Raw genomic sequence first — 19,322 nt, forward strand, 5'->3', positions numbered from 1 at the left:
GCCTACGCCGGCCGCTTATTAGATGGTTGGGAAATTTTTGGCAAGCTCGGGCTTACCCCACCCCAACCCTCCCCTGCTTGCAGGGGAGGGAGTAGGTAGCCTGCGGCAAGAATGAACGCATTCGCCTCGAACTGCTGGTGATACGTCCGGTGCGTTTGAAATCTTTACACGCGAAAGCCCGTGATACCGTATTTATCAGGATCGCGTAAATCTTGGTCTTCGGCTAACACCCACTCAGAGGAGAGGTGTCATGGCGGATGGTAAGAGGATAGCGCTGTTCCTGGATGGTACCTGGAATACGGTCGAAAACAACACCAATGTGTGGCGCGCCAAATCGCTTTGCTCCATTAGCGACGAGCAAATCTGCTACTACAGCCAAGGTGTCGGCACGCTCTTCGGCCAGCGTTTCATGGGCGGGGCTTTTGGCTACGGACTGGACGCCGAAGTCATCGATGCCTACGAGTGGCTAGTTGAACACTACAACCCTGGCGACAAGCTGTTTATCTTCGGCTTCAGTAGAGGTGCGTATACGGCTCGCGCACTCTCAGGGTTGATCTCCAAGCTCGGGCTCCTCACGGCGGGTTCGCCGCTGTCCGTACAGCAGCTCTATGCCCGGTATAGAAAAGCCAATGGCCGTTCTATTCGAGAGCTTTGCAAGCTTGCTCCATCGGAGCAAAAGAATCTTCCCATCGAAGAGCGTTGGTTGCTGACCTATTCCCAGCCCATCGCCATCGGGTTCGTCGGGGTGTGGGATACGGTGGGTGCGCTTGGGTTGCCATTCGGCAATATTCCGCTGATCAGTCGCTCTCAATACAACTTTCTGCAAACCAACTTGTGGATCGATAACGAAACGGCTTATCACGCACTGGCCATCGATGAACATCGCAAGGCGTTCGCACCTACCCTTTGGACATGGCCTCACCTCAGGGGTGATCCTAACGCCACGGGGGTCTATGCCTTTCCAGGCATCGATAGGGTGGAACAGCGTTGGTTTGTCGGAGCGCACGCCAACGTTGGAGGCGGGTACGCCGATGATCTTCTAGCCCAACGTCCGCTTAAATGGCTCATGGACAAGGCCAAGGCAAAGGGTCTTCAATTCAAGAGCGACATCAGCATCGATGGCGGCGCCTGCGAGGCTCCCATCAACGATTCATTCAAGGAAATGGCCTATGGGCTGTATCGCACAGCCCATTTGTTCATCCCCTACTATCGGAAGATGGGCGTCGAACCTGCGACTACTGACGACATGGCACACAACGTCGTCAACGAGACGATTGATGCGTCGGTGTTTGAGCGCTGGAGGAGTGATGGCACGTATAGACCTGCCAACTTGGTTGATTGGTCTAAGCGGAAGAAGGTCGATCCGGGCCTGCTGAATTCGTCGGTACATGCGAACGAACCAAGCGTTGCCGCAGCGGTCTAGCGCGTAGGCTGGGATGACAATCCCAGCTTTTCATGCGGCACGCAGATGCTGGGATTGCCATCCCAGCCTACGGCCCTCCCCGGGGGAGAGGGCTGGAGGGCATGGGTTGGACTATGCCGCCCTGACGTCGCGCTTTAACTTTCCTTCGTCTTGCAAGCGTCGATACAACGAGCCGGCACTGAAATCCAGGCCATTGGGCCAAGCCAGGGCGCCAAGTTCAATGTAGTAGCGCCCGAAAAAGTCAGGATCGCGAAGGGGATCGGTCATGGCCGTAACCGTGTCCACGATAGGACCAAAGTCATAAACGCCCGTCGCGCCATCAGAAAAACGCAGTTCGAGTAGGCGCCCCCCCATCGATTTGGCTGCGATCAACTTAATCATTGTCGGCTCCCGGGATACGATTCAGAGGCTGCAAAGCCTGCGCACGCGTCCAATTCTGCGCCAGCGCGTAGGCTGGGATGACAATCCCAGCTTTTCATGCGGCACGCAGATGCTGGGATTGCCATCCCAGCCTACGACACTCCCCTGCTTGTGCAGGGGAGAGGGAGTGGACAGCTTGGGGCGTGGGCTGATTTACATGTTCCGGCGGTATTCGCCGCCCACGTCGTACAACGCGTGGCTGATCTGCCCCAGCGAGTTGTACTTCACCGCTTCCATCAGCTGCTCGAACACGTTTTTACGCTCGCGCGCGGTGCTCTGTAGCGTCTTGAGGCTTTGCGGGGCCAGGCCGTTGCGGGATTTGCCGAAGGCCTGCACGTTTTGGATCTGCTGGCCCTTTTCTTCCTCGGTGGAACGGATCAGCTCGATCTCGGTGGCGATTTCGCCGCCGTGGTCCTTGGGCAGGAAGGTGTTGACGCCGATCAGCGGCAGGCTGCCGTCGTGCTTCTTCTGTTCGTAGTACATCGATTCTTCCTGAATCTTGCCGCGCTGGTACATGGTGTCCATGGCGCCAAGCACACCGCCGCGTTCGCTGATGGCCTCGAATTCCTTGTAGACCGCTTCTTCGACGATGTCGGTAAGGGCGTCCACAACGTAGCTGCCCTGCCAGGGGTTTTCGTTGAAGTTGAGGCCCAGTTCCTTGTTGATGATCATCTGGATGGCCACGGCACGGCGCACGCTTTCTTCGGTGGGCGTGGTGATGGCTTCGTCGTAGGCGTTGGTGTGCAGGCTGTTGCAGTTGTCGAACAGCGCGTACAAGGCCTGCAGGGTGGTGCGGATGTCGTTGAACTGGATTTCCTGCGCGTGCAGGGAGCGGCCGGAAGTCTGGATGTGGTACTTCATCATCTGGCTGCGGGCGCTGGCGCCGTAGCGCTCGCGCATGGCGCGCGCCCAGATGCGGCGGGCAACGCGGCCGATCACGGTGTATTCCGGATCCATGCCGTTGGAGAAGAAGAAGCTCAGGTTCGGCGCGAAATCGTCGATGTGCATGCCGCGCGCGAGGTAGTACTCAACAATCGTGAAGCCGTTGCTGAGCGTAAAGGCGAGCTGGCTGATCGGGTTGGCGCCGGCTTCGGCGATGTGATAGCCGGAGATGGAAACCGAATAGAAGTTGCGCACCTTGTGGTCGACGAAGTACTGCTGGATGTCGCCCATCATGCGCAGCGCGAATTCGGTGCTGAAAATGCAGGTGTTCTGCGCCTGGTCTTCCTTGAGGATGTCCGCCTGCACGGTGCCGCGCACGGTTTGCAGGGTTTCTTCCTTGATGCGGGCGTAGGTTTGCTCATCGACCAGCTGGTCGCCGGTTACGCCCAGCAGGCTCAAGCCAAGGCCTTCGTTGCCCTTGGGCAGCTCGCCGGAATAGACGGGGCGCTTCTTGCCTGCAAAGAGTTCGTCCATGCGCTTTTGCGCTTCGGTCCAGCGCGCGGCGTCGGACTTGAGGTATTTCTCCACGTTCTGGTCGATCGCGGTGTTCATGAACATCGCCAGGATGATCGGCGCCGGACCGTTGATGGTCATGGACACGGAGCTGGTCGGCGCGCTCAAGTCGAAGCCGGAGTACAGCTTCTTCATGTCGTCCAGGGTGGCGATGTTGACGCCGGAGTTGCCGATCTTGCCGTAGATGTCCGGGCGCGGCGCGGGATCTTCGCCGTACAGGGTTACGGAGTCGAACGCGGTGGACAGGCGCGTGGCGGCACCGCCCTGGCTCAGGTAGTGGAAGCGGCGGTTGGTGCGCTCGGGCGTGCCTTCGCCCGCGAACATGCGGGTGGGGTCTTCACCGGTACGGCGATAGGGGTACACGCCGCCGGTGTAGGGGTAGTGGCCGGGCAGGTTTTCGCGCATCAGGAAGCGCAGCTGGTCGCCCCAGTCCTTGGTCTTGGGCGGCGCCACCTTCGGAATTTTCTGGTGGCTGAGCGAATCGCGGTAGTTCTCCACGCGGATCACTTTGTCGCGCACCTTGTACTCGTTCACTTCATCGGTGACCGACTTGTACAGCTTGGGCCAGTCGCGCAGCAGGTGCAGGGCTTCGTGGCTGAGTTCGCGCAGGGCAGCGTTGTAGCGCTGGCGCAACACGATCAGCGTGCGGTCGGCGTTGGAGTCGTGGGTCGCTTCGTGGTCGTAGCGGTCCAGTTCGCCGGGCAGTTTTTCGTCGCCAAGTTCTTTGAGCGATTCGTAGTAATGCTGGGCCTTGCTGGCGAATTCGGCTTCGCGCTCGATCTCGCTGTTGATGCCCCTGCCCTGCTCGGCGATTTCCGCCAGGTAACGAACGCGCGCGCCGGGAATCAGCACGGTGGCGCGAGGCTCTTTCAGGGTCACGTCGAGCTGAGGAGTCCAATCACACCGCGAGTGCGAAGCAACCCCACCCTGCCCTCCCCTGGAAGGGGAGGGGGAAGAAGAAAGGGCCAGCTTGTCGCGTAACAGGCGGCACAGGTTGGTGAACATCCAGGTGACGCCCGGATCGTTGAACTGGCTGGCGATGGTGGGATACACCGGCACGTCATCGTCTTTCAAGGTGAAGGCGTTGCGGTTGCGCTTCCACTGCTTGCGCACGTCGCGCAGCGCATCTTCGGCGCCGCGCTTGTCGAACTTGTTCAGCACGACCAGCTCGGCGAAATCGAGCATGTCGATTTTTTCCAGCTGGCTGGCGGCGCCGTAGTCGCTGGTCATCACGTAGACCGGAAAATCCACCAGGTCGACGATTTCCGAATCGCTCTGGCCGATGCCGGCGGTTTCCACGATCACCAGGTCGTAGGGCTGGCTCTTGAGGAAGTTGATGCAGTCGTGCAGCACTTCGTTGGTAGCGGCGTTCTGGCGGCGCGTAGCCATGGAGCGCATATACACGCGATGGCTGCGCAATGCATTCATGCGGATGCGGTCACCCAGCAGGGCGCCACCACTGCGGCGACGCGTGGGGTCCACGGCGAGCACGGCAATGCGCATGCCCGGGAAAGCGTGCAGGAAGCGCAGCAGCAGTTCATCCACCACTGAGGATTTGCCCGCGCCGCCGGTGCCGGTCATGCCGAGCACGGGCGTGTGCTTGCCGGCCAGCGACCATTCCTTACGCAGGCGCGCGAGTTCAGCCTCGCTCAGCTTGCCTTCTTCGATGGCGGAAAGGGTGTGGCCGATGCTGATCTCGTCGTCGATGTCGATCTTGGCCGGCACCACGGCGGTGTTCTGTTCGCGCTGGGCGGCCGCGTTGCCGGCGCGCAGCATCACGTCCTCGATCATTTCCACCAGGCCCAGCTTCATGCCGTCGTTGGGGTGGTAGATGCGCTCCACGCCGTAGGCCTGCAGCTCGCGGATTTCCTCCGGGGTGATGGTGCCGCCGCCGCCGCCGAACACGCGGATGTGGGCGGCGCCCTTCTCCTTGAGCATGTCCACCATGTACTTGAAGTACTCCACGTGGCCGCCCTGGTAGGACGACAGCGCGATCGCGTCGGCATCTTCTTGCAGTGCAGCACGAACCACGTCCTCCACCGAGCGATTGTGGCCCAGGTGAATGACTTCCGCGCCCTGGGACTGAATGATGCGGCGCATGATATTGATGGCGGCATCATGCCCATCGAACAGGCTGGCGGCGGTGACGAAACGCAGGGGGCTGGTTTCGGCCTGCGCGGAAGTGGCAGGAACGTGCTTGGCGGGGGAACTCATGGGGACTCCGAGAACGGGGATGTTCCAACTGCAACCATTCTAATGGGGTTGCCTGTTAAACGGGTGCTTGCGGGACCGCCCGGCGCAAGCCGACGCCTGTGCAGCACGGGCGAAATGCAGCCGCGCCGAATTTTCGTACTTCCCCTAAATACAGCCCAGCCCCGGCTTGCTAGAAGCTTTCTTCATCGCTGCAACGGGATGCAGCATCGAGGAGGAAATCCATGCACGCAGCCGCCACCCGCCGCTTTCCACGCCTGGAAATGTGGCATCAGATCCTTGTCGCGATGGCGCTTGGCTTTGCGGTCGGTCACTTCGCGGGTGAGCCGGCCAAGCTGCTGGCCCCGTTGGGCGAGGTTTTCATGTCGCTGATCCGCATGTGCGTGATACCGGTGGTATTCGTCTCGCTGGTATGCGGCATCACCTCGCTTTCCGATATGACCACGATGCGGCGGATCGCATGGAAGTCGATCGCCATCTACGCCGTAACGATGGCGCTGATGGCCAGCATCGCGATGGGCCTGGCCACGTTGTTCAGAGTGGGCGAAGGCTTCACGCTTGGCGTCACGGGCGTGCAGGCGGCGGCCGCCGCGCCTACCAGCATCAAGGATGCGCTGATCAGTGCGATTCCTTCCAATCCGTTCAAGGCGTTTGCGGAAGGCGCGCTGCTGCCCACGATCGTATTCGTTGCCTTGTTCGCCTTGGCGATCAATTTCGCTGGCGAGGCTGCCACCACCGTGCGCGATTTCTTCAACAGCCTGGCCAGCGTGGTGTTCAAGCTGATCCACATGGTGCTGAAGTTCGCACCGCTAGGCGTGTTCGGCTTGATGGCCTACGTTACCGCGGATCACGGATTTGCCGTGCTTGGCCACCTCGGCTCGCTGGTGGCGGTGGGTTATGCATCCATGCTGCTGTTCATGATCGTGGTGTGCAGTGCGCTGCTGCTGTTATGGCGCATCCATCCGCTGCCTTTCCTGCGCAAGATGATACCGGTGCAATTGTTTGCGTATTCCTCGGCCAGCAGCGCAGCCACCCTGCCGCTGAACATGGAGAACACGCAGACGCGACTGGGCGTGGATCCGCGCGTGGCCAGCTTCGTGCTGCCACTGGGTTCTACCGTGAACATGGCGGGGCTGGCGTGTTACCTCGGGGTGGTGACGATCTTTGCCAGCCATGCGTATGGCATCGAGCTTTCTCTTGCACAGATGGTCACGGTGGTGGTGACAACTACGCTGGCTTCGATTGGCGCGGCGGGCGTTCCGGGCACCGCATTGGTGGTGATGGGCCTGGTGCTGTCGTCCGTGGGCTTGCCGCTGGAAGTGATCGCAGTGGTGGCGGCAGTGGATCGCTTGCTGGATATGTGTTCCACCTCGGCGAATGTGACCGGGGATGCGCTGACCGCGGTAATGGTGGCTAAGTCGGAAGGGGTGTTGGATGGGGCGCGGTATAAAGCGCGCGAGTAGGCAGGGATTGCAATCCTGCATCGTTTGTACTGTCTACATTGCGATGCTGGGATGTCAGCCCATCCCACATCCATCATCGGTCAATATTAAAATACCTAATATTTTGTTACAAACTCTATTTTTTTTATTTTTCATCTCCACTGTCTACTGCATACTGATTACGATTCGTCGATTTCCTCCTGGACGCAAGGTTCCAACAGATCCCGAGTGCTTCAACAATGCCATGTCCTTCACCAGCCCCGAGAAGGTGATCGATAAAAGAAATAAATCACCATTTCTTCCAAATAAGAGTCCTGTCACCATGAATAAAAAAAAATTAGCCAAATGGATCATCCTGGTGCTTGCGGCAGCCTGGCTTCCGCTCCATGCCGACCCTCATAAATGGTTCACTTTCGTCCATTATGAAGATCTTATTCCTAAGGACACCCCCACTGATCAGCGTTTAGAAGCGCTCAAAATCGCCGCACATCGTGTTTTCAGAGGCGGATTACGTGACACCTATCCGATGCGCTACGATAACAATATGGCCTGGAGTTTTTACCGTTGGCTTGTTAATGATGATATTCCAACCCCACCAGGTCCCCCAGGGGTCTATCTTTACTACGACAGGCGGAGTTTCCAAAGATGGGAACCTGGGCAGACCGGCGTTCTCTTTAGTGTTAGCCCGGATGAGAGATCATTCCCTCTTTCTCAGACGCTCTTTACCCTAAGCGAGGCTCTTCCAGCAGGAGACCACGACAGTATTGCCCGAACTCTTGGAGCCCTGCGCACCGATTTTGTGGGAGAGCGCTACCGCGTGGCGGGCGTGCCATTGTCTACCGACACGACGCCGGTGGAAACCATTATTCGAGGTGAAAATATCGCTACTGCCTACATTTACATCGATGGCACACAGCGCTATATGCAGCATCGAGATCCACAGGGGGACGGGGAGTTTGTCCCAGCCGCTAGAACAAACAATGCGGGGTATCCATTCGTGAGCCCCCCTGCGCCCCCTGAACAGTCGGCGTATAACATCACAGTCGCTCCGCCAGGGACCGATCACTTGGCCTCTTTGGCCGGATGTAGCCACTGGTCCAACCGCACAACCCGATCTACTACATTCGATCGCACAGGGCAGGGAGATGGCTCATGCATTTCGGAAAAGATTACCCTGGATGAATTCCTTAGAAGGCACGCGCGTCACCGCGGCGCCTTCATGCCTGCCATCCAGCTGTTGCAATAAGTTGCGATACCTAGCCGCACTGCTGTCGTATGCGTGGCATGCTGGGATTTCATCCCAGCCTACGCAAGGCCGAACGGCAAGTTTGGTGTGGCCACCACACGATCGCCCACCGTTTCGCCGCGTGCAAACGCCAGCGTCGCCTCGATCACTTCCGGCGCGTCCAAGATGCGGTGATGCCCTAGACCTTGCGTCGTAAGCAGGCGGGCACCCGGCCAATAGCGTGCGTAGCGCTCGCCTTCTTCCCACGGCACTTCGCGATCGTCCAGGTCGTGCACGATCAAGCCCGGCTGACCTAACGTAGGAACATGGTGGTGTACTTGCAGCTCGCGTGCGTGCACGCCAGTGCGGCGCTCGAACCAGGAAAGCAGCGGCTCGCGCAAGTGTTCGCCTAGACGCACGAAGCGAATGAAGCGTTGCGTGGCGGCTTCCAGATCGGCAGCGGGTGCGATCAACGCCATGCGCTGCACCTGCCATGCCACATCCTGAGCCAAGGCCACAGCAGCGCCACCCATGGAATGACCTACGGCGAGCGCTGCGTTACCAAATTGCATGCCGACCGCGCGAATGGTGGCGATGAAATCCGGCATGGTGCACAGCTTGCCGCTGCTGGCGCCGTGACCGGGCTGGTCGAAAGTCACCACGGCCAAACCCTGCTCGCGCAATTTCGCCACCCACGGCAGATAGCGCAGGCCGAAGCTGGACCAGCCATGCACCAGCAAGGCGTATGGCTGCCTGGATGGATCGCCCCACACATAAGTTGCGATGGATTCATCGCCGACGCGCAGTTCGCCGCGCTGCATGGCCTCGTCCGGCTGCGCTGCGCGCGCACGGCTACGGCTGCTGGCGAAAGGTGTAGCGAACAAGCGTGCCGCGCGATCCACGGTGCTCGTGGGTGCAAGCCGGCTGCCTACTGCGAAGCCCAGACGCAGGGCGCGCAGCTTCAAGGGAGTTCGCGAGGAATGATGCCGCGTACCGGACGTTTGGCGTGTCATGCTGCCTCCTCAAGGCTGGTAACTGGCGAGCAGGCGATCGATCGCCGCCCAGGTGTGGCGGTGCGCTTCGTCGAAGTCGAACAGGCTGGCGTCGTGGTGCAGGCCGAGCATCACCGAATACAGCTCGAAGGCGAGTTGCTCGCCATCGGTATCAGCCCGCAGATCACCCACTTCGACGGTCTGGCGAATGGCGCGCACTACTTCATTGCGCCAACCGGCTTGCTGCTGTTTCACGTGCGTGCGCAGCGGGCCGCTTTCGCGCCCGTCGTATTCCACGACGGCGCTCATCAGCACGCAGCCGGTGTGATGGATGCGAATCCATTCGGACCAGCGTTCCAGGATGGCGCGCAGGCGCAACATGCCACGCGGCTGCTGTACGGCCGGCCGGATCACGAAATCCAGGAAGCGCCGGGTGGCGGCCTCCAACAAGGCCAGCTGCAGTTCTTCGCGGGAGCCGAAATGGGCGAACACGCCACTCTTGGACATGCCCACGCCCAGGGCCAGGGCGCCGATGGAAAGCCCTTCCAGGCCGTCCTGGCGGGCCAGCTCGTAGGCGTGTTCAAGGATCAGCTCGCGGGTGGCGGCGCCCTTGCTCGGGGTCGTGGCAGCGTTCATGGCCAAAAAATAGCACGACCGTTCGTTTTATTTCTAGGGCCAAAGCCGTTAAAAATTTCGATGCCATTGGCTCCCTCCCCTGCCTCGGCAGGGGAGGGAGCCAGATCCGTCGCAAGTAATTCGGCTGCTACCTGAACCACCGAAAGCAATCACGTCAACATCGCCGGATACGCTCGCGTTCCTGCTCCCGACAGCCGCGCATAGCGGCCTCGATCAAGGAGACGACGCAACGATCAGTGGGGCCGCCGACCGCCGCCCTACACGCAAGAAACTGCGCTTCATCGCGTGATGAAGACTGGCTGCACAACGGGTTCGCCTTATTTAGACTTGCCTGTGGCGCTGACCGGATCGGCAGCTCCGATCCAAAACATCTCTGGGGACAATCATGTCATTGCGTTTTGCCTCTTTGCTGCTCGTCGCCGGTGCGACGGCAGCCCTCGCCGGTTGCGTGGTGGAACAGCCGGCCCCGCGTCCGCACCGCGTTGTGTATGTCGCACAGCCGGCACCGCCCCCGCCGCCGCAAGTGGTGGAAGTGATCGCGCCGCAGCCGCCGCCGGTGACGGTGATCGAGGAAGTGCCGCCGCCGCGCCGCGGCTATGTCTGGGCGCACGCTTACTGGCATTGGAACGGCGCTCAATACGTGGCTGTGCGCGGCCATTGGGAAGCGGTGCGCCCGGGCTACCACTACGTGCATCCGCATTGGGAACAGCATCCGGATGGCTGGCATCTGCGCGTAGGTGTGTGGGTTCAAGGATAAACACACCGCTTACATGTGCATCAGGAAAAGCCTCGCCGCGTGCGGGGCTTTTCTTTGCTGCGATGCGAAAGCGCTGACTTTGCGGCTCGTAATACAATTATTGGGATAACTCACTCACCCCAGCGCCCTGCTGGGGTTTGAGTTTCAGGCGTCAGGTCCTTGGCGGGGCCAACGCTTTTCCCTACACAGTGCCGTCCCCAAGCACCGTCCGACGCGGAGTCCACGTTCCAATGATTTTCGAAACCATCGCTAAAACAGGCCACGAAGAAGTCGTCTTCTGCCACAACAAAGACGCCGGCCTGAAAGCCATCATTGCGATCCACAACACGGTGCTGGGCCCGGCACTGGGCGGCCTGCGCATGTGGCCGTACAAGACCGAGCAAGACGCAGTGAACGACGTGCTGCGCCTGTCGCGCGGCATGACCTACAAGAACGCGGTGGCCGGCCTGAACCTGGGCGGCGGCAAGGCGGTGATCATCGGTGATCCGTCGAAGGACAAGTCCGAAGCGCTGTTCCGCGCCTTCGGCCGTTTCGTCAACTCGCTCAACGGCCGCTACATCACGGCCGAAGACGTGGGCATCGACGTGAACGACATGGAATATGTGTTCCGCGAAACCGAATACGTCACCGGCGTGCACCAGGTGCACGGCGGCTCGGGCGACCCCTCGCCGTTCACCGCGTTCGGCACGCTGCAAGGCCTGATGGCCGCGCTGAACTTCAAGCACGGCAATGAAGACGTGGGCAAGTACAGCTACGCCGTGCAGGGCGCCGGCCACGTGGGCAGCGAGTTCATCAAGCTGCTGCGCGAACAGGGCGCGAAGGTGTTCGTCACCGACATCAACAAGGATGCGGTGCAGCGCTGCGTGGACGAACTGGGCTGCGAAGCGGTGGGCCTGGACGAAATCTACGACGTCGACGCCGACGTGTACTCGCCCTGCGCTCTGGGCGGCACGGTGAACGAGCAAACCATCGACCGCATCAAGGCCAAGATCATCTGCGGCGCGGCCAACAACCAGCTCGCCAACGACAGTATCGGTGAAGAACTGCAGCGCCGCGGCGTGTTGTACGCACCCGATTACGCCGTCAACGCCGGTGGCGTGATGAACGTGTCGCTGGAAATCGATGGCTACAACCGCGAACGCGCCATGCGCATGATGCGCACCATTTACTACAACCTGGGCCGCATCTTCGAGATCAGCAAGACGCAGGGCGTGCCGACCTACAAGGCCGCCGACCGCCTGGCCGAAGAGCGCATCGAATCCATCGGCAAGATCAAGCTGCCGCACATGGGCAATGGCGCGCCGCGCTTTGCCGGTCGCATGCGCGGGCAGTAATCGCCGCCAATGTGTGACGAAAAAGCCGCCGGGCAACCGGCGGCTTTTTTCATGATACGGCGATCATCGCGCAGTAGCCGTTGGACTGAGTGCCCGCAATGACTGCATTTCCGCGACCGATTCCTGTTGGGCAGGATCGTTGCCGAATCGCGCGACAAAGTCGGAGATGGTCCGATCCAACCCCTTGCGAGGCTGGGCTTGCTCGACCTTGGCGCGAAGCAACCACCCGCGTGGATCTTCGGGATGAAGCTGGACCATGCGATTGGCCAATACCCACGCCTTGTCCCAATCATGCAGGATGAAGGCATAAAGATTGCCCAACTGCAGCAATCCCCAGGTGTCATCCGGATTGATCCGGATAGCTTGTTCGTAATCTTGAACCGCACGGTCGCTCTGACTCAGCGCCTGATAGACGAAGCCACGCACTTCGTAACTGTTTTCGTCTTGCGGCGCCATGGCCACCAGCGCATTTCCTTCTGCCAAGGCCCAATCCGCCTGCCCAAGCCCAGGCAAGTCAAACGCGCGCCCTTGGCGATGCTCTAGCTGAGTGGGATCGAAGCGTAGAAGCTCGGAACGATAAATCACTGATAGGTCGGCTCGATTGCGGTGATGCGCGCCCCAGCCAGCGCTCATGAACATGCCGACCGTCCCCGGCTCCGCAAACAGATGCTGGTAAATGTCGTCCTCCTGCTCCCGGCTGCAGGGACAGTTTTCCACATAGGCGTCGCCGCCCTTGCTTTCGGAAAGCAGCAGCAACAACAGGGGATTGTCTTTGGCATGACGCTGAGCAGCGGCGACGACGCCTTGTACTTGCGGCACACTACCGCCCCACTTGGGCTGCGACATCCAGGCCAGGCGCGCGTAGATCGGATAATTTGCCGGGTCGGCCGCCAAGCCCCGCTTCACGGCACTCATCCCATACCCAGGATCGCTGCCTAGCATCGCTACATAAAGCATGCCTGCGTACGCGGGGCTAAGCTGCGGATCGAGCTTCACCGCTGCATCCAGATCGGTCCGTGCCTGCTGCAGCAGGCGACCCATCGATTCGAATTGCTCTTGCGAGGTTTTATAGGCGTATTCACTGCCTCGAGCCGACTGGGCCATCACCACATATGACAGGCCGCTGGCAGCCAGGGCAAAGGGGCTCTGCGGCGATTGGCGCTTCCAAGCATCCACGAGTGCGCGGGTAGCCGGCGAAGCTACCGCGAAATCGATATTGAAGGTGCGATCCAGCGCCGATTGCGCACCGGGCTGCGTAAGCTGCGCATGCAATATTTCGGCACAGCGACGGTCCAGCTCGGCAGCATGGCCTGCCTGAATCAATCGGCGCACCTCATCGGGTTTGATCAGCGCATCAAGCTGATAGTGGCAATAGGCATCCGTCACGGCTTTGGACCAATGCAGGCCCGGGGGATCTGGATAGGCAAGGCATCGCTGCAAGGGATCGGCGATCGCCTCGGCGCTTCTGGCCTCGGTCAGGAACTGCCGGAACTGCTCCTGCGTAAACGGAGGCTGATAGGGCTTGATCGGCGGTCGATAGAGCGGCGCGGGGCGCAGCGGCAGCCGGTGTGCAACCGAGGCGACCGGCGGGCGCGCCGTCATCTGCCCTAGCCGAAAGGCAAAAAAGTCGATCAAGCCGACCGCCGCAACAGCCACCAGCAAAAGCAAGAGCCAACGCCCACGCGCAGTCATGTCATGGATTCCCTGTTGATGCGCGCAAAGATCGCATGGCCCTGGGCATAGCGACAACCATTCGTGCCGCGCCCGATCTGGAAAATTACACCATGCAGTTTTGAAATTATCGGCGCGCCACGACCCCGCGATTCAGCCGCTTGACGGCGGGAAGCCGGCAGTTCTGCTAGAATTTTCCGCGTCCGTGGCGCGCTAAGGCATTGTCGCCATGGGCAAAAAAGGTTTCAGGGGAACCCGCTGCGCGGGTTAGGAAAAAATCGACGCCTGGTTCGGCCCTATCCCGCTGCAGTGTGCGAGCACTCGGCCGATAAGGGCCACGGACAGGCATGCATGGCCGCAAGCAGGTTGGTGTGTATGAACGCAATGTTGAAAACCGGGATCAGTGACGAGGACATCCTGTCCAGGCTCAAGGACGTGCTGCGCGAAATGTTCGAGATCGACCCTGCCCGGGTCACCCCCGACACGCACCTGTTCACCGAGCTGGAACTGGACAGCATCGATGCCGTGGACCTCGCCATCCAGGTGCAGGACATGACCGGCATGCGCATCAAGCCCGAGGATTTCAAAACCGTGCGCACGGTGGGCGATGTAGTCGCCGCCGTGCGTGCGCTGCTAACGCGCTGAACGTAGGCCATGCCGTTCGCGCCAACCGCCGCCGCGGGAGCTTTCCATCCCTGCGCGCTGATTCCCATCTACAACCACAAGGACACCATCGCGAGCACGGTCGCGGCGCTGCGCGCGCATGGCTTGCCCGTGGTGATCGTGGATGACGGCAGCGACGAAGCCACGCGGGCGGTGCTCGATGGCCTGGTTTCGCCCGAGGTACGGCTGATCCGGCTGCTGCGCAACGGCGGCAAGGGGCGCGCGATCACCTCCGGCCTGATCGCGGCGCGCGATGCCGGTTACTCCCATGCCCTGCAGATCGATGCGGACGGCCAGCATGACGTGGCGGACGTGCCGCGATTCCTGGCCGAGGGCCGCGCCCGGCCCAAGGCACTGATCTGCGGCCAGCCGATCTACGACGACAGCGTACCGCGCGCCCGGCTATATGGACGCTACGTCACGCATGTATGCGTGTGGCTGGAAACGCTGTCGTTCATGCTGCGTGATTCGATGTGCGGCTACCGTCTGTACCCGCTGGAAGCAACGTGTGCCGAGATCGATCGCGCGCCCCTGCCCGCGCGCATGGATTTCGATACCGAGGTGGCGGTACGCCTCATCTGGCGTGGTGTACCAGTGCGCAATCTGCCAACCCGGGTGGTGTACCCGGAAAACGGCCTGTCCCATTTCCACATGCTGCACGACAATCTGCGCATTTCCGCCATGCATACACGGCTATTGCTGGGGATGCTGCTGCGGGCGCCGGTGCTGTTGTGGCGTAAGCGGAAGAGGAGCGCTGCATGTCCTGCATGACTCACCATCCCCGCGGCCTGCTGAACAGGTTCGCCGGATGCGCCCTACTCGTGTTGCTGCTTGTTTGCTGTAGCGCCCATGCGCAAAACACGGATCTGCTCCACTCGATCATCGATCGGCTCAGCCAGCACAGCGCCGTCCGCGCCAGTTTCACCCAGCAACGCCAAAGCCCGGCCCTGACCCAGGCGCAATCCAGCAGCGGCCAGCTGCTGTTCGTCACCGGCCACGGCATGCTCTGGCAAGTAAAGCAGCCGTATCAGCAAACGCTAGCGCTGACTGGATCGCGCACGATGCGCATTGATGCCGACGGTCATATGCAGCCGGTGCGGAGCGAACGCGGTATCAACCAGATCTCGCAGATGCTGCAGGGCATGCTGACCGGGCAGCTCGACGCCGTGACGCGTCAGTTCGACGTGCAGGCGGATGGCAGCGCAGCGCAGTGGAGTCTGCACTTCACGCCCAGGCAATCGCGGATGGCGCAAGTATTGCGCGGCATCCAGCTCGACGGTGGCAACTACCTGCAACGCATCCGCATCATCATGCAGGATGGCACGCAAACCGATATCCAGATGACCGATACCCACGACGCCGGCCCGTTGAGCGCGCTGGAAAAGCACGCGCTCGACGTGCCATGACGCAACGGAACCTGTGGCTACGCGCGGTGGGATTCATGCTGGCGACGCTGCTGCTCGCCGTGGCTTGCGCGTGGTTGCTGTTTGGGCGTGGGCGCTCGCCGGTGCAGACCGACCTGCTGGCCATGCTGCCGGCCACCGAGCGCAATCCGCTGGCCGAAGTCGCTGCGCAACGATTGGCCCATGCCAATGGCAATCGCGTGATCCTGCTGGCGGCGAACAAGGATGACGAACAAGCGAAAGCAGCCGCACGCGAACTCGGGCAGTTGCTGGCCAAAGACAAGGTGTTTGCTTCGGTCACCGCCGAGTTGCCACCGTTCGATCTGCAGCAGCTGTTTGCGCCGTATCTGCAGCACCGCTTTAGCCTGCTGACTGAAGCGGATCGCCAGGCGCTCGCACAGCCCGGCTACGATCCCAGGCAAGCCCTGGCACAGCACATCAATGAGCCTTTCGTCACCGGCGTCGGCACGCGCCTGCAGGATGATCCTTTCGGCTGGCTGCAGCACTGGCTGGAACAGCAGCCGTGGAGCCGCTCGCCCTTGTTGCCGGAAGACAATCTGCTGACTGCGCATCGCGATGACGGCAGCTATGTACTGGTGACGGCGACGTTGAGCGGATCGGCGTACGACGATGGCATCCAACGCCGTGCCTTGGCGGTACTGGATCAGGCCGAACACAGCATCGAGCACGATCACCCAGGTACTCGCGTACTGCGCACCGGCGCCTTGTTCTACGCCGCCACCGCACGGGGCGATGCGGAGCGCGACGTGCACCGGGTAGGCCTGATTTCCACGCTAGGCATCGCGCTGTTGCTGCTGCTGGTGTTCCGCTCGCCTCGCCCACTGCTGTTGGCATTTCTTTCCACCGCCATCGGTATCGTGGCGGCCACCACGGTGAGCGTGCTGGTGTTCGGCCAGATCTACCTGCTCACCCTGGTGTTCGGCGCGGCGCTGCTCGGCGAAGCGGTGGACTATTCGATTCAATATCTGACCGCACGCGCCAATGCCGGCAGCAATTGGAACCCGGGCCAGGGCTTGCGGCAGGTACGCCCTGCGCTGCTGTTGGCCTTGGGCACGTCGCTGCTGGGTTACGCCTTGTTGGGGCTGGTGCCGTTCCCGGCGCTACGGCAAATGGCGTGTTTCGCCATGGTGGGCATGGTAGTGGCCTGCTTGAGCGTGTTCTTCTTGCTGCCAGCGTTGCTACAAACACCGGCCAAGCCGCTTACCCATGTCTCGGTTCGCGGCGCCCTGGTGTTGCAAAGTGCGATTTCCCGCTGCGTTGCTGGGCGCCGGGGTATTTTGCTGGGTGCGATGTCCTTGCTGCTGGCCCTACCGGGCTGGCTGCAAATGCATCATGACGATGATGTGCACTTGCTGATCTCGCCACCCAGCACACTGGTCGCTCAAGAGAAGCAGATTCGCGACGTGACCGGCCTCGGCAACAGTACACAGTTCTATCTGGTGCAGGGCGCGAACGAAGAGCAGGTGCTGCAACGCGAAGAAGCGCTGGAGCAGCGCCTGCAAGCCATGACGGATGCGGGACAGCTGCAAGGCTGGGTGGGGCTAGCGGGCATGGTGCCGTCGCTGCAGCGCCAGCAGGCCAATCAGGCGCTGATAGCGCCGCTGTTCGCTCAAGCCGGGCGCACTCACCAATGGCTGCATGAGGCCGGCTTTCGCGATGCGGATATCGACCGCTTGCTGCAGGCATGGCCCGGCACACCCCTGCATTTGCAGGCTTGGTTGAAAACGCCGGCCGCCACGCCGTTTCGTTATCTATGGATGGGTGATGAAGCATCCGGCGGTGCTGCATCGCTGGTGTTGCCGCAGGGCGACGCTTCGAACACGGCGCTGCAACAAGCCGCGGCGAATCTACCGGGCGTGACGCTGGTGGATAAAGCCGCCGGCGTATCGCAACTGTTTGGCCGCTACCGCCGCTACGCCAGTCTCTGGCTGCTGGCCGCCGTGCTGTTGATCGTACCGGTATTCGGCTGGCGTTATGGCTGGCGCAGCATGCCTAGCGTGCTTGCGCCGCCGGTGCTGGGTATCGGTTTTACGTTGGCGGTGCTGGGCTATCTGCATCATGCCCTCACACTGTTCCACTGGATGGCCTTGATGCTGGTGCTGGGCGTCGGTGCGAATTACGCCGTGTTCCTGCGCGAAGGCGAACCGCACGTCACGCATCGCCCGGGCGCGATGTATGCCAGCGTGCTGCTGTCCGCCGCCACCGCCCTGTTATCGTTCGGCCTGCTGGCGTTCAGTTCGATGCCCGCGCTGCAGGATTTCGGCCTTACGCTGTTGCTGGGCATCGGCTTCACCGCCTTGCTGGTGCCAGCCAGTACCGCATCACGGATTTCTTTGTCATGAACTTAGCTTTCGCACGGAGCACGCGCCGATGAAGCGTGTCGTCATCACCGGCATGGGCGGCATCACCCCGCTAGGGCACGATTGGTCGCAGATCGAGCCGCGCCTGCGTCAGGGCCGTAACGCCGTGCGCAAGATGCCGGAGTGGAATTTCTTTGAATCGCTGAACAGCCGGCTGGGCTGCCCGGTGGACGATTTCCAGATCCCCGACTGGCCACGCAAGCACCTGCGCTCGATGGGCCGCGTGGCGCAATTGGCCGTTGCGGCAAGCGAACGTGCGCTGCGCGATGCCGGCTTGCGGGATGATCCAAGCATCGGCGATGGACGCATGGGCGTGGCCTACGGCTCTTCCGGTGGCAGCGTGGAACCGATCCGCGTGATGGGCCGCATGCTGGCAACCGGTTCCATGCAGGGAGTGACGGCCACCAGCTACGTGCAGATGATGGCGCACACTACCGCGGTGAATATCGGTGTGTTTTTTGGCCTGAAGGGCCGCATCCTGCCGACCTCCAGCGCCTGCACTTCGGGCAGCCAGGCCATCGGCTACGCTTATGAGAGCATCCAGCAAGGCAAGCAGAAGCTGATGCTGTGCGGTGGCGCGGAAGAACTCTCCGGCCCCAGCGTGGCGGTCTTCGATACGCTGTTCGCTACCAGTACGCGCAACGACGAATCCACCTTGACGCCGCGTCCATTCGACAAAGCGCGCGACGGCCTGGTGGTAGGCGAAGGCGCCGCCACCCTGGTTTTGGAAGAATACGAACACGCCCTGGCACGCGGTGCACGCATCTATGCGGAGGTCGTCGGCTTCGGCTGCAACTCCGACGGCAACCACGTGACCCAACCCACCAGCGAAACCATGGCCATGGCCATGCAGTTGGCGCTGCAGGATGCGCAGCTTGCGCCCGATGCGATCGATTACGTCAGCGCCCACGGCACCGCCACGGATCGTGGCGATGTGGCGGAAAGTCATGCCACCTCGCAGGTGCTTGGCAAGCGGGTGCCGATCAGCTCGATGAAGAGTTACGTAGGCCATACGTTAGGCGCCTGCGGCGCACTGGAATCGTGGTGGGCGCTGCAGATGATGCGCGACGGCTGGTTTGCGCCGACCATCAACCTGGTCGAGCCGGATACGGCGTGTGCGGAGCTGGATTACATCGTGAATGGGGGGCGCACGATGAGCGCGGAGTATGTGATGAACAATAACTTCGCGTTTGGCGGCATCAATACTTCGTTGATCTTCAGGGCAATGGTTTGATGCCTGCGCTGATCGCCAGTGACCTGGAACGGCGCCCTCCCCTGCTTGGCAGGGGAGGGCTGGGGTGGGGTTGCC

At 61.3% G+C, this 19,322-nt stretch carries 15 protein-coding genes; 10 read left to right on the forward strand and 5 right to left on the reverse strand.

The annotated features are described in order from the left end of the window. The first annotated feature begins 250 nt into the window (after nucleotides 1–250). Nucleotides 251–1,423: a DUF2235 domain-containing protein gene (locus QQJ96_RS19440; protein ID WP_284333687.1), complete on the forward strand. Its 1,173-nt coding sequence runs from the start codon at nucleotides 251–253 to the stop codon at nucleotides 1,421–1,423. 111 nt (nucleotides 1,424–1,534) lie between these two features. Here the strand turns inward: QQJ96_RS19440 and QQJ96_RS19445 are convergent, their stop codons facing one another. Next, a complete protein-coding gene (locus tag QQJ96_RS19445; protein WP_284333688.1) occupies nucleotides 1,535–1,804 on the reverse strand; it encodes a DUF2442 domain-containing protein in 270 nt (89 codons plus the stop codon). 192 nt (nucleotides 1,805–1,996) lie between these two features. Next, nucleotides 1,997–5,512 carry a methylmalonyl-CoA mutase family protein gene (locus QQJ96_RS19450; protein WP_284333689.1) on the reverse strand — a complete coding sequence of 1,172 codons (3,516 nt, stop codon included), beginning with the start codon at nucleotides 5,510–5,512 and terminating at the stop codon, nucleotides 1,997–1,999. Between the two features lie 221 nt (nucleotides 5,513–5,733). Here QQJ96_RS19450 and QQJ96_RS19455 point away from each other — a divergent pair, with 221 nt between their 5' ends. Then, nucleotides 5,734–6,972, forward strand: coding sequence for a dicarboxylate/amino acid:cation symporter (locus tag QQJ96_RS19455; RefSeq protein WP_284333690.1), 1,239 nt, complete (start codon nucleotides 5,734–5,736; stop codon nucleotides 6,970–6,972). After that, on the forward strand, nucleotides 6,944–8,197 hold the full coding sequence (locus tag QQJ96_RS19460) for a hypothetical protein (RefSeq protein ID WP_284333691.1): 1,254 nt from the start codon (nucleotides 6,944–6,946) through the stop codon (nucleotides 8,195–8,197). The genes QQJ96_RS19455 and QQJ96_RS19460 overlap by 29 nt, the downstream gene beginning before the upstream one ends. Nucleotides 8,198–8,256: 59 nt before the next feature. On the opposite strand, the gene QQJ96_RS19465 is transcribed toward QQJ96_RS19460, so the two are convergent. Beyond that, on the reverse strand, nucleotides 8,257–9,189 hold the full coding sequence (locus QQJ96_RS19465) for an alpha/beta hydrolase (RefSeq protein ID WP_284333692.1): 933 nt from the start codon (nucleotides 9,187–9,189) through the stop codon (nucleotides 8,257–8,259). Between the two features lie 9 nt (nucleotides 9,190–9,198). Further along, nucleotides 9,199–9,804 carry a TetR/AcrR family transcriptional regulator gene (locus tag QQJ96_RS19470; RefSeq protein WP_284333693.1) on the reverse strand — a complete coding sequence of 202 codons (606 nt, stop codon included), beginning with the start codon at nucleotides 9,802–9,804 and terminating at the stop codon, nucleotides 9,199–9,201. A 385-nt stretch (nucleotides 9,805–10,189) separates the two neighbouring features. Here QQJ96_RS19470 and QQJ96_RS19475 point away from each other — a divergent pair, with 385 nt between their 5' ends. After that, on the forward strand, nucleotides 10,190–10,561 hold the full coding sequence (locus QQJ96_RS19475; protein WP_284333694.1) for a hypothetical protein: 372 nt from the start codon (nucleotides 10,190–10,192) through the stop codon (nucleotides 10,559–10,561). A gap of 230 nt (nucleotides 10,562–10,791) precedes the next feature. Then, on the forward strand, nucleotides 10,792–11,895 hold the full coding sequence (locus tag QQJ96_RS19480) for a Glu/Leu/Phe/Val dehydrogenase dimerization domain-containing protein (RefSeq protein ID WP_284333695.1): 1,104 nt from the start codon (nucleotides 10,792–10,794) through the stop codon (nucleotides 11,893–11,895). A gap of 63 nt (nucleotides 11,896–11,958) precedes the next feature. On the opposite strand, the gene QQJ96_RS19485 is transcribed toward QQJ96_RS19480, so the two are convergent. After that, a complete protein-coding gene (locus QQJ96_RS19485; protein WP_284333696.1) occupies nucleotides 11,959–13,587 on the reverse strand; it encodes a tetratricopeptide repeat protein in 1,629 nt (542 codons plus the stop codon). 354 nt (nucleotides 13,588–13,941) lie between these two features. On the opposite strand from QQJ96_RS19485, the gene QQJ96_RS19490 reads away from it, so the two are divergent. Genes QQJ96_RS19490 through QQJ96_RS19510 form a run of 5 tightly spaced genes read left to right on the forward strand, consistent with a single transcriptional unit; the run spans nucleotide 13,942 to nucleotide 19,247 of the window. Next, the gene (locus QQJ96_RS19490) at nucleotides 13,942–14,211 is read left to right on the forward strand and encodes an acyl carrier protein (protein WP_284333697.1); all 270 of its coding nucleotides are present in this window, start codon (nucleotides 13,942–13,944) and stop codon (nucleotides 14,209–14,211) included. A 9-nt stretch (nucleotides 14,212–14,220) separates the two neighbouring features. After that, nucleotides 14,221–15,000 carry a glycosyltransferase family 2 protein gene (locus QQJ96_RS19495; protein WP_284333698.1) on the forward strand — a complete coding sequence of 260 codons (780 nt, stop codon included), beginning with the start codon at nucleotides 14,221–14,223 and terminating at the stop codon, nucleotides 14,998–15,000. Next, nucleotides 14,997–15,635, forward strand: coding sequence for a LolA family protein (locus QQJ96_RS19500; protein WP_284333699.1), 639 nt, complete (start codon nucleotides 14,997–14,999; stop codon nucleotides 15,633–15,635). The genes QQJ96_RS19495 and QQJ96_RS19500 overlap by 4 nt, the downstream gene beginning before the upstream one ends. After that, on the forward strand, nucleotides 15,632–17,995 hold the full coding sequence (locus QQJ96_RS19505) for an MMPL family transporter (protein ID WP_284333700.1): 2,364 nt from the start codon (nucleotides 15,632–15,634) through the stop codon (nucleotides 17,993–17,995). Before QQJ96_RS19500 ends, QQJ96_RS19505 begins: the two co-directional genes overlap by 4 nt. 28 nt (nucleotides 17,996–18,023) lie before the next feature. Further along, the gene (locus tag QQJ96_RS19510) at nucleotides 18,024–19,247 is read left to right on the forward strand and encodes a beta-ketoacyl-ACP synthase (RefSeq protein ID WP_284333701.1); all 1,224 of its coding nucleotides are present in this window, start codon (nucleotides 18,024–18,026) and stop codon (nucleotides 19,245–19,247) included. Nucleotides 19,248–19,322 lie beyond the last annotated feature (75 nt).

Origin of the sequence: Dyella flagellata, assembly GCF_030160275.1 — a bacterium.
Classification (GTDB): domain Bacteria; phylum Pseudomonadota; class Gammaproteobacteria; order Xanthomonadales; family Rhodanobacteraceae; genus Dyella_B; species Dyella_B flagellata.